The organism is Yeosuana marina (assembly GCF_011762485.1).
Classification (GTDB): domain Bacteria; phylum Bacteroidota; class Bacteroidia; order Flavobacteriales; family Flavobacteriaceae; genus Yeosuana; species Yeosuana marina.
Window position 1 is genome coordinate 269,705 of the sequence record NZ_JAAKGI010000005.1, and the last position, 11,328, is coordinate 281,032.

At 33.5% G+C, this 11,328-nt stretch carries 7 protein-coding genes; all 7 read right to left on the reverse strand.

Annotated elements, in window-relative coordinates; genetic code table 11:
* Positions 1–54 precede the first annotated feature (54 nt).
* Positions 55–846, reverse strand: coding sequence for a gluconate 5-dehydrogenase (locus G5V56_RS08415; RefSeq protein ID WP_166963802.1), 792 nt, complete (start codon positions 844–846; stop codon positions 55–57).
* A gap of 14 nt (positions 847–860) precedes the next feature.
* Entirely contained in the window at positions 861–1,691 is an 831-nt protein-coding gene (gene kduI / locus G5V56_RS08420; RefSeq protein WP_166963804.1) for a 5-dehydro-4-deoxy-D-glucuronate isomerase, read from the reverse strand.
* A gap of 45 nt (positions 1,692–1,736) precedes the next feature.
* Complete coding sequence (locus G5V56_RS08425) at positions 1,737–2,882, reverse strand: DUF4861 family protein (RefSeq protein WP_240911256.1); 1,146 nt, start codon at positions 2,880–2,882, stop codon at positions 1,737–1,739.
* Between the two features lie 173 nt (positions 2,883–3,055).
* Positions 3,056–5,491 (reverse strand): glycoside hydrolase family 2 protein, encoded by a 2,436-nt coding sequence (locus G5V56_RS08430; RefSeq protein ID WP_166963806.1) that lies wholly within the window; start codon positions 5,489–5,491, stop codon positions 3,056–3,058.
* A gap of 10 nt (positions 5,492–5,501) precedes the next feature.
* Positions 5,502–6,683 (reverse strand): glycoside hydrolase family 88 protein, encoded by a 1,182-nt coding sequence (locus tag G5V56_RS08435; RefSeq protein WP_166963810.1) that lies wholly within the window; start codon positions 6,681–6,683, stop codon positions 5,502–5,504.
* Positions 6,684–6,695: 12 nt separating this feature from the next.
* Entirely contained in the window at positions 6,696–8,231 is a 1,536-nt protein-coding gene (locus G5V56_RS08440; protein WP_166963811.1) for a RagB/SusD family nutrient uptake outer membrane protein, read from the reverse strand.
* 79 nt (positions 8,232–8,310) lie between these two features.
* The gene (locus tag G5V56_RS08445; RefSeq protein WP_166963813.1) at positions 8,311–11,325 is read right to left on the reverse strand and encodes a SusC/RagA family TonB-linked outer membrane protein; all 3,015 of its coding nucleotides are present in this window, start codon (positions 11,323–11,325) and stop codon (positions 8,311–8,313) included.
* Between the last annotated feature and the right edge of the window lie 3 nt (positions 11,326–11,328).

Sequence of the window (11,328 nt, forward strand, 5' to 3'; positions counted from 1 at the left end):
ATCAACATGCTGTTACTAACAACTAAACTAACTCATATAAACAATATTCTATTTTTAATCTTCATTTAATGGTTTTCCTATGGTTGCTAAAATACCACCATCAACATACACAACATGTCCATTAACAAAATCGCTTGCTTTTGAACTTAAAAAAATGGCTGTTCCTTGCAAATCATCTGGATTGCCCCATCGACCTGCTGGTGTTCTACTTATTATAAAGTCATTAAACGGATGTCCATCTACTCTTATTGGTGCTGTTTGACTTGTTGCAAAATACCCAGGACCAATGCCATTGGTTTGAATATTATATTTAGCCCATTCTGTAGCCATACTTTTTGTAAGCATTTTTAAACCACCTTTTGCAGCTGCATAGGCACTCACAGAATCTCTACCCAATTCACTCATCATGGAGCATATATTTATGATTTTTCCGCCACCACGTTTTATCATACTTTTTGCAACATGCTTTGAGACTATAAATGGACCTACTAAATCGATTTTAACAACCAATTCAAAATCTGCTACTTCCATATCTACAATAGATGTTCGTTTTATAATGCCCGCATTATTTATCAAAATATCTATGGGACCTACTTCAGATTCTATTTTTGCAATAGATTCAGCAACAGCTTTTTCATCAGTAACATCAAATACATAACCATAGGCTTTTAAACCTGATGCTTTGTATTCTTCTACCGCTGACTCTAATGAATCTGTACTGTTGTTATTAACAACAATTGTAGCGCCTGCATTTCCTAATCCTTTTGCCATAGACATTCCAAGCCCATGAACAGCTCCAGTTACTAAAGCTACTTTTCCTGTTAAATCAAATAAGTTTATTGACATATATCTTTTAAATTTTATCTTAATTCATTTATTTTACAAACGTCCATATCACCATAGTCGAGATTTTCTCCCGCCATACCCCATATAAATGTATAATTACTTGTTCCGGAACCTGAATGAATAGACCAAGGAGGTGAAATAACGGCTTGATCATTTTGAACCCAAATATGACGTGTTTCTTGAGGTTGCCCCATAAAATGGCATACCGCTTGATCTTTTGGAACATCTAAATAATAATAAACTTCCATCCTTCTATCATGCACATGTGCAGGCATGGTATTCCAAACACTTCCTGTTTTTAGTTCTGTCATACCCATTTGAAGCTGACACGTCTCTACAATCCCACCAATAATCATTTGGTTTACGATTCTATGATTTGCAGTTTCTAATGACCCTAACTCTATTTTATTAGCTTCAATTTTACTTACTTTTTTAGTTAGAAAATTTCTATGCGCAGGAGCCGAATTAATATAAAATTTCGCAGGATTTGCTATGTCTTCACTATTAAAATGAACCTCTTTATTTCCTTTTCCTATGTACAATGCTTCTTTTGACTCTAAATGATACAATTTACCATCAACCTCAATACTTCCTTTTCCTCCAACATTAATAATTCCCATTTCTCTTCTTTCCAAAAAATATTCTGATTTTAATGGGTCAATGGTTTCTAGTGTTAAGGATTTTAATGGAACAGCAGAGCCTGCTATATATCTATCGTAATGTGAATATGTAAGAACAACTTTATCTTCTTGCATCAAATTATCTATTAAAAACTCATCTCTTAACTGTTTGGTATTATAGTTTTTTACAGCTTCTGGACTTGAAGCATATCTGGTATCGTACATTATTTTATTTTTTTATGATTCTAATTATATCCATTTAATATTTTGTTATAAACCAATCACAAGACCATCGTCTGATAATTGCTGTCTTTCATTTTCGAGATAATCAAACCATTGGTTTTTATTAGTGATAACACCTGCCCTATCCCATACAGCACCAGCATAATAGATAAACGATTTATTTTTAGGCACCTCTATTGTGGCTATAAATTGATTACCTCTAGTTTTCATATTATTAATCTTGGAAGGGATAACAACTCCTACACCCGTTGTCCCATCATCACCGTGTTTTGGTTCCCAATATCCTAAAACACCCTTTTCTTTATCTAATAGTTCAAATCCATCTTCTGGGCGCTTAACAATTCCTATAGCTATTGGAAGGCTATCTAGTCCTTCATTATATGTGTACTGAACTTTAATTTTATTTAACTGTGAACCTGCGTCTAAACTGATTGTTTTGGTTGCTTTTACTTTCATTCCGGCTACATCCCAAGTATCAAAATCTAATTTAAACGTTGTTCTTAATGGCCCGTTATCTAAAATCTTCCACTTTGTATAGTTTTTTGAATACCAAATACTATCATTTACATAAGGCGCGCAATTTCCTGCTCCTAGCGTAAACCCTACATGGTAATAATCCATTCCATCTCCGTGATCTATATGATATTCGCCACGTTTATAGCGCTCATTAATAATCATCTTATTAGTGCGTTTAACCCAAACATCGGTCCCATAAGCATTTTGATTGGGAACAAGTTCCAAAGCCTTTCCGTACATTCTAAACGCTATTTTATCGTTCTCCCAAGCAAAATCATCATATCGTTCTGGAACATAACGTGCATAAGTTTTAGTTGCAAATTCACTATGCTTCTCTTTAAGAAAGGATAATTCAATTTTTTCATTACTTTTTAAAGAAACTTGGAGCAATAGATTAACTGGTTTTTCTCCTGCCAAATTCTCTAGTTGATAAACTATTTCTCCATTTGTCTTTGAATTAATTATCTTAAAGTTGTCTCCATTTATCCATGGATAATTTTCAATCACTTTATCCCAAGAAATCGAAATAACTTTATCCTTACAGTCAACGTTACTTGTGTTCTCTATGGTAATACTTTTTTCTCGATTGGCGCAACCAATGGTTAAAAGCATAAAAACAAAAAACAATACTATTCTATTTATCCTTTTTGTTATCATAATTTCAAATTTCGTTACTTACAAATTTAAAAAAGTTTAAGTCAACAAAAATCCTAAAAACATAGCAGAAAAGTCCGAAACATGATAAATTGTCAACTTTTGAAAAACAAACCAACACTAAACTCTGTATATAGAAATTAAAGGCACAAATAATCTAGAAACCTCAACAAGATTTATTGTAAAGGAATCTTTAAATAGGTTCCTTTAAAACTTTGATTTAAAACACTCATTTCTACGAAAGAAGCTGTTTCGTCAGGAACAACTTCAATAGCAGCTTTTCCATTGGACATTGCTATAATTTCGCTTCCTGTCATGGTGCCTTGATTTTTAATTGTTTGCCCTCCCTCTAAACATTGAAAATAAACTTTATCTTCATAATCCAAACATCGAAGTCCATTTTGATCAACGGCAATTGCCGAAACTAAATAATTACCATTTTCAAGTTTTTTTGCTGACAACTTTAGAGCCTCAGCAGAGCCATTTTTAACATACCTATAATTAACAGATAACGTATCAATCACTTCTTCGCCCTCATCAGTTTTACCTATAGATTTCATTGTATTATGACCTTCTTTAAAGGTTACTTCCCAAGTCAAACCTGAAGCAGGAAATTTATAAATATCCTTTTGTTTTGTTCCCATATTCTTTCCGTTGAAGAAAAATTCAACTTCAGAACAATTACTAAATACACTTATGATTCTTGGTAAATTACTTGGACCTTGACGTTCTGTCCAAGTGTGCGATTCTATATAAGTAAACGGGTCTTTGCTCCAATAACTTTTGAAAACATAAAAGGCATCTTTAGGGTTACCCGCTCGATCCATAACGCCTTTTTGATTAATGTAAGGAATATCATTTTCTGGTCTTAATGGTGTAGCAAAATCTTTCAATGCCCATTGTGCGTTACCAACAAAAGTCGAATCAGTTTCTGAAATACGCAAATACCAATCAAACAGGTTAACAATATAGTTCTCACTCCAATCTCCAATTTGGGCTATATTTTTCACTTTAGTTTGAACAATTTCCTCTTCCCAACCATCAGATTTTATAACGCCTTCACCTGTAATTGGATTTTCCTTATGTCTACCTAAATTACTTGCTCCTCCATATTCTGCATGTAAAAAATGTGGATATTCTTTTTTGTACTTATCGAGTGCTTTCTGATAACTTTTATAACTACCTGAATACCAACCAGACCAAATGGATGGTGAAAAAACATCGACGATATTAGCCCCTTCATAATATTTTCTGATGGCTGTTTTTCGTGATGGATCCAATTGATGTGCTTCATCATTCAACTCTTTAAGAAAAGTATTGATCTTGTTGGGGTTATCGCCATCTTCAAAATCTGGCAACCAATAAATTTCATTTCCAAGTGACCATATAATTATACTGGGATGATTTTGGTTTTGTGTAATCATCTCCTTCAACAAACGTTTTGTGTTTTTCTTCCACAAATCATTACCAACCCCACCGCGGCTCCACGGTAGTTCATCCCAAACCAAAATACCTAAACTATCACACATTTCATAAACTTCTGGATCTTGAGGATAATGTGCTAACCTTACAAAGTTAGCTCCCATTTCTTTAATTGTTTTTATATCTGTTCGTTGTTGGTCATTACTCATTGCAGCTCCAAAACCAGGAGCTTCTTCATGACGATGGGTGCCACGTAACAAGAGTCTCTTACCGTTTAAATAAAATGGTCCATAATCTTTAAACTCAAACCAGCGGAAACCTACTTTATCATTCACTTCATCTAGCACATCTCCTTGTTCATTAACTAAAGACACGCACAAGATATAGCGGTTAGGATTTTCTGTGTCCCACAATTCTGGGTTTTCAATCGCGTTAAATTTAAGTGTGGTTTCAGGTTTGTTTAAACTTATTATTTTTGTTGAAACAATTTGTCCTTTAGGATCTTTTAAAACTCCTTTTAATTGTAAATTAGATTTTTTATCGTTGAAATTTTGAAGAGCTACATCAACTTCTAAAGACGCCTCCGTTTCTGATACTAAAGGTGTTTTTATGTGAAGCCCTTCTATATGTGTTTTTGGTAGTTTTAAAAGCCAAACATCTCTAGTAATTCCTCCATAGATAAAAAAATCATTTTTTTGTGAAGGAATAATTTCAGGATTATAACTATTATCTACTCTCACAAGTATTTCATTCTTACCTTTTTTGAGATCTTTTGAAATATCAAATTTAAAACCTACATAACCACCAACATGATTACCTACTTCTTTACCATTTACATAAGCGGTTGTTGTTACATTAGATCCTTCAAAATACAACTGATAATCTATTGCAGGAGAAACCTCTTGAATATCCAGCTCCTTTTTATACCAACTTCCACTTCTACGATACCCTGGTTCTGCATCAACCACATCTTCACCATTCCAAGAATAAGGCAAATCAATTTGTTTCCAATTGGTAGCTTTTTGTGCTTCTTTTATTTCTTTTGTATTGTTCTCTAAATAGGTCCAATCTTTATTAATATTGGTCTTGGTTCTTGTAACTGCTTTTTCTGTACTTTCTTTACATGATACAACGCAAGTAGCTAATACGGCAACTAATACAATTGAAATGATTGATGTAATTACTTTCATTAAAGTAGAGTTATTTTTGTGAGTTTAGCATTCTTAATACACTTTCTAAATAATAATAATCAGCATAAACTATGGGTTCATCTATCTCAGAATTTGCAGGTAAATTACCTGTACTATGCATAAAAATAAATGGGGCTTTAACTTTTTCTGGTATAATATATTCTCTTGATTTTAAACTTTCTATGACTTTCTTAGAATAGTTTAAAAACTGGTCGTCTCTGGTATATGAATATAGTTCAATCAATGCCGAGGCCATTATAGTTGCTGCCGAAACATCTTTTGGTACATTAGGAATAGAAGGATCATTAAAATCCCAATAAGGAATACCATCTTCAGGCAAATTTTTATTATTAATAAAGTATAAAGCTGTTGCTTTAGCTTGATCTAAATAACTACTATTTTTTGTGAAACGATACGCCATTGTATACCCATAAACCGCCCAAGATTGTCCTCTTGCCCAGGCCGATTCATCACTATAACCCTGATGGGTAATTTTTTTATAAGGTTTACCTGAAATTGTATCATATACAATTACGTGATACGAACTATTATCCTTTCTAAAATGATTTTTAAGTGTTGTATTTGCATGTTGAACTGCTATATTATAGTATATACTGTCTTGAGATAATTGAGTTGCTTTAAAAAGTAGTTCTAAATTCATCATATTATCAATTATCACCGGGTATTGCCATTCATCACTGTTAAAATCCCATGATTTTATGGCACCAACATTTGGATTATATCGACTAATTAATGTTTTAGCTGCTTCTATAATAACATCCTTATAATGTTGATTATCTGTAATTTCAAAAGCATTTCCTACACTACAATATACTTTAAAACCTGCATCATGTGAAGCTTTATTAAGTTTTTCCTTTTCTGAAAAAGCAGTCCATTGTTCCGCTTTTATCTTATAGGCTTCGTTTCCAGTGATTTTATAGAGTTGCCAAAGATTGCCTGGAAAAAAGCCACTTGTCCAATCTTTGGATGGAACTCCATTAATATCTCCCGTTTTTATATCCATGCTTCGCGGAAAGGCCATAGAATCCAAAGGATATTCTAAAATATCAGAATATCTTTTATCTAAAATAGAACTGACACTTTTTGTGTCAGTTCTATTTTCTTTATTATTGGGTTTACAAGCACATAAAAGTAGCATAAACCCAATTATAAAATGACTAAATTTAATCATAAACTACAATAATTAGTAACCAGAATTATTAGGCATTAGGTTAGGGTTTCTTTGCAGCTCGTCTGATGGTAATGGTAATAAATAATCTCTTGATGGATCAAAATTAGGTTGATTTTCTAGTCCCGATGGTCCAAAAACTTGAGGCCCTAATTGTCTTCTTTTAATATCATACCATCTTTTAAATTCAAATGCTAATTCCCATTTACGCTCTTCTAAGACCATAGTTCTAAAGTCGTCTTGTGACATCCCAGAAGCAACGTCAGCAGGGAAATTTGTCATTACACCAGCTCTATTTCTAGCTCTTGCTCTAACCCTATTTACATAACCATCTGCTTCAGTAGTTCCTGGAGTAATTTCATTTAAAGCTTCGGCTGCTATTAATAAAACCTCGGCATAACGCATTTGTGAATAATTAGTTTCAGAACCTCTTCCATTTCCTTGAGATGTTATCCCAATGAATCTGTCATATTTCGCAATATAGGCAGTTGCTTTATTTAAAGGACTCGCTGTTGGAAAATAAGAGAATGGCTGCACTACACCTCCAAAAACCCCGATTGTATCTAAACTTACACGTTTTCTGTAATCTCTTCCATCCCAAGTATTATAAACTTCGATTGTAGGAACTGCTACCGACCATCCTTCTCCAATGTCTGAACGACCGTCGGTTCTTTCATTTGCTCTAATTCCTGTTAATGCTGCTTGATAATCTCTACCGGTATCACCATCTGAAAAGCCATTAAAATCTATGGAAAATAAAGATTCTTTTTGACCTTGCTGTTTTGTTGCATCAAATAAATCTTGAAAATCTGCAACCAACGCTAAATCAAATTTACCCTCATTTGTAATAACATATTTTGCTTCATCATACGCTTTTTGAAAATTTCCCATTGTTAAATATACCGAAGCTAAATAACCTGCTGCTGATGCTTTTGATGGCAATGCTCTTGTAGGCTGTGTATCTGGCAACCATTGTTTTGCAAACTCTAAATCGGCAATTATTTTAGCATAAACTTCTGCTTCAGGAGTTTTTGAAATTTTATTTGCTTCATCAATATTATCTACAGGAGCGTCCAAATAAGGTATTCCTCCAAATAATCTAACTAAATGGAAATACGTATACGCACGAACAAAATAGGCTTGTGCAACAGTAGGATTAATTGCTTCATCAGATAAACCTAAGCTTTCAGCTCCTGCTATAGCCTCATTAGCACCAGCTATTATTTGATACGATTTTGGCCAAAATGCTGTAATCATACCGTTATCAGCAGCCACGGTAAACCTATCATGGTCTATACGTCTTGAAGCTGTACCTACATCTCCAATACTAACCATATCACTTCTAAGCATTAAGGGCAAGGATAACTTACGACCCCAGAAAGCTTCTGTAGCCATATTTCCATAAGCTCCATTAACAGCGGTTTGAACATCTTGAGGTGATTTAAAAAATCCCTCAGGTGATAATAATCCTATAGGCTCTTCTTGTAAATCTGAGCAAGCTACAAATGGAATTGTAAGGATTAAGAATAAAAAATATTTTAATTTTTTCATGTTTTTAAGTTTTATTATAACATTAATTTTTCTAAAACTGCTATTATAAACAGTTTACATACACATTAAGTTTTTATACTTAAAATTTTAAGTTTATACTAAATGTTACAGATTTTATGTTTGGATAATTACCATAATCAAATCCTTGATTTACATTACTGTTTTGATTTCCAGAAGCTTTATAACTAACTTCAGGATCAGTACCAGGATAATCTGTAAACGTTAATAAATTTTGACCGCTTATTGATAAGCGAATTTTATCCATTCCCATTTTTTCTGCAATATTTGTAGGTACAGTATAACCTAAAGCTAAGTTTTTAAGGCGCACATAGCTACCATCATAAACAAATCTGGACGTTATTCTTTTTCCACGAACCGCAGCAGATGGTACATTAGTATCTGTATTTGTTGGTGTCCACGCTCTTAAAGCTTCTGTTGATGCATTTGAACCTCCTGAAGCTAATTCTAAAGCTGTAAAACTAAAAATATCTCCTCCATAGGCTGCTTGGAAAAACACGCCTAAATCAAAGTCTTTATAACGAAACGTATTGTTTAAACCTGCTGTCCAATCTTGATTAGGGTCTCCTATAATTTTACGGTCGGCAGTTGTTATTGTTCCGTTACCATCAAGATCTGCAAACAATTCTTCTCCTGGTGTATTTGTAAAACTTGCTGTTCCAGCGGGTAATGTTCCTCCTTGGTTTACACCCATGTACTCGTATCCATAAAACAATCCAACAGCCTCACCCTCTCTTAAAATATGTGTTTGATCTTGAAGGAAGTGACCTGGTGCTGCATCTAAAAATATATCATCTCCATTAATGAGACTAACCACTTTATTTCTATTTCTGGACCAGTTAAAATCTGTTGTCCATGTAAAATTATCGTTTGAGATATTTCTAGTTGTTAATGTAATTTCAAAACCTTTATTATTAATCTCTCCAATATTTTTTAAAGTTGTTTGATTTAAGAATCCAACGTATTCAGGAACAGACGTGTCTCCTAGAATCACATCTTTAGTATCAATATTATAATAATCTAAAGTCAAAGAAATGCGATTTTTAAGTAACCCAAAATCTAAACCAACATTTGTTTGATAAGATGATTCCCATTTTAAATCTGGGTTTGATAATTGATTTGGTACAATAGCACTTACCGTTTTGTCTCCTACAACTGCATAGATACTTCGAAAACTTGCTAATGACTGATAAGGCTGAATGGCCTGATTTCCAGTAACACCATAACTTGCTCTTAATTTTAAATTGGAGATGCTTGTATTATCTTTAAGAAAATCTTCATTTGAAATTTTCCAACCTAAAGCTCCAGAAGGGAAAAATGCATATTTTTCATTTTTTGCGAAATTTGAAGAACCATCTCGTCTGGCAGTAAACGTAAGCAAATATTTATCGTCATAATCATAATTCAATCTACCAAATACTGACTTTATTTCTGTTTCAGTTAATGAAGATGTTGGAATTAAAGGCGTTGATCCTCCTGCAAGATTGTAATAAGATACACTATTACTAATAAATCCTTGAGCTCCTGCCGAATAACGTTCTGTTTTTGATTTTTGATACGAATAACCCGCAAGTAATGTTAAATTACCTTTGCCAATCTCTTTATTATACGTTAAATAGTTTTCGCTTAATATGTCTGATTCTTTAGAACTTAGTACCCCTGCAATTCCTCCAACACCACCCGCAGTAGTTACTAAAGTTGATGGTTTAAATGTACCTCTTGTACCATTTAAAGTGCTAAAACCAAAGGTTGTTTTAAATGATAAACCTTCAATCAACTCATAATCTGCATAAAAGTTAGCTCTGTAATTATCTGTTGTAGTTTCGTCTATACTTTCTGTTGCTATAGCATAGGGATTGTCTACATCATCTCCAACAGAATTTGATGTATTCTGGCCTGCATCATTTAATATTCCTAAATCTGGAGCAAAACGGTAAGCTATTGAAATAACATCTCCACTTCCGCGACCACCAGTATCAGCTTGTGTTGATACGCCTTTTTTATTACTTCTGCTTCCAAAGGCATTAAAACCAAGTTTTAATTTATCTGTAATTTGAGCATCTATATTACTTAAAAATGAAAAGCGCTCAAAACCTGAATTAATCACCACACCTTTTTGGTCAAAATAATTTCCTGACACATAAAAATTCATAGTATCTGTACCACCTGAGAAAGATATTTGATGATTAGCTGTATTACCAGATCTGTAGATAAGGTCTTGCCAATTTGTATTAGCTGGTCCTTGAACATAACCAGGGTTAATTCCTTGCTGGTAATTGGCAAATTGGTCTGCATTTAATAAATCTAATTCTTTAGAAATTGATTGACTTGCGTATGAACTGTTAATTTCAACAGTCATTTTTCCCTTTTTCCCTTTTTTAGTTGTAACCAATATTACACCATTAGCACCTCTTGATCCGTAAATAGCTGTTGCTGATGCATCTTTAAGGACTTCCATAGATTCGATATCTGAAGCTTGCGGCATCGTTCCTCCAACAAAACCATCTACTACTAATAATGCAGCACTACTAGCATTAATAGAGGTATTACCTCTAATTTTAACTGCTATAGGCGCTCCTGGTTCTGCACCATTATTAGATTGGACTGCAACACCTGCAGCACGACCTTGTAATGCTTGTTCTGCGCTAAGTACTGGAAAAGCTGTTAGTTCTTCTGATTTAACTGAAGAGACAGAACCTGTAATATCGCTTTTCTTTGTAGTTCCATACCCTACAACTACGACTTCATCTAAGGCACTTGCATCAACTTCTAGTATAACGTTAATGACGCTTTGAGATTCTACTGAAATTTCTTTAGTTATGTAGCCTACATAACTGAATACCAGTACAGCACTATTATTGTTTACTTTAATTGAATAATTGCCGTCAAAATCTGTTGATGTACCATTACTAGTACCTTTAACAACAATATTAACTCCTGGCAAACCCATACCATCTTCATTAGTTGTTACGAGTCCAGTTATAGTTTTTTCTTGGGCATTTACAATACCGCCAATAAGAATAAATATTCCTATTAAATACCATTTAACTGATTTGATTGTTTTTTTTGTTAACATGCA

Excerpts from the sequence above, each read along its gene's own strand:
- G5V56_RS08415 (WP_166963802.1), bottom strand. The coding sequence starts at position 846 with ATGTCAATAAACTTATTTGATTTAACAGGAAAAGTAGCTTTAGTAACT.
- G5V56_RS08435 (WP_166963810.1), bottom strand. The coding sequence starts at position 6,683 with ATGATTAAATTTAGTCATTTTATAATTGGGTTTATGCTACTTTTATGT.
- G5V56_RS08445 (WP_166963813.1), bottom strand. The coding sequence starts at position 11,325 with ATGTTAACAAAAAAAACAATCAAATCAGTTAAATGGTATTTAATAGGA.
- G5V56_RS08425 (WP_240911256.1), bottom strand. The coding sequence starts at position 2,882 with ATGATAACAAAAAGGATAAATAGAATAGTATTGTTTTTTGTTTTTATG.
- kduI (WP_166963804.1), bottom strand. The coding sequence starts at position 1,691 with ATGTACGATACCAGATATGCTTCAAGTCCAGAAGCTGTAAAAAACTAT.
- G5V56_RS08440 (WP_166963811.1), bottom strand. The coding sequence starts at position 8,231 with ATGAAAAAATTAAAATATTTTTTATTCTTAATCCTTACAATTCCATTT.
- G5V56_RS08430 (WP_166963806.1), bottom strand. The coding sequence starts at position 5,491 with ATGAAAGTAATTACATCAATCATTTCAATTGTATTAGTTGCCGTATTA.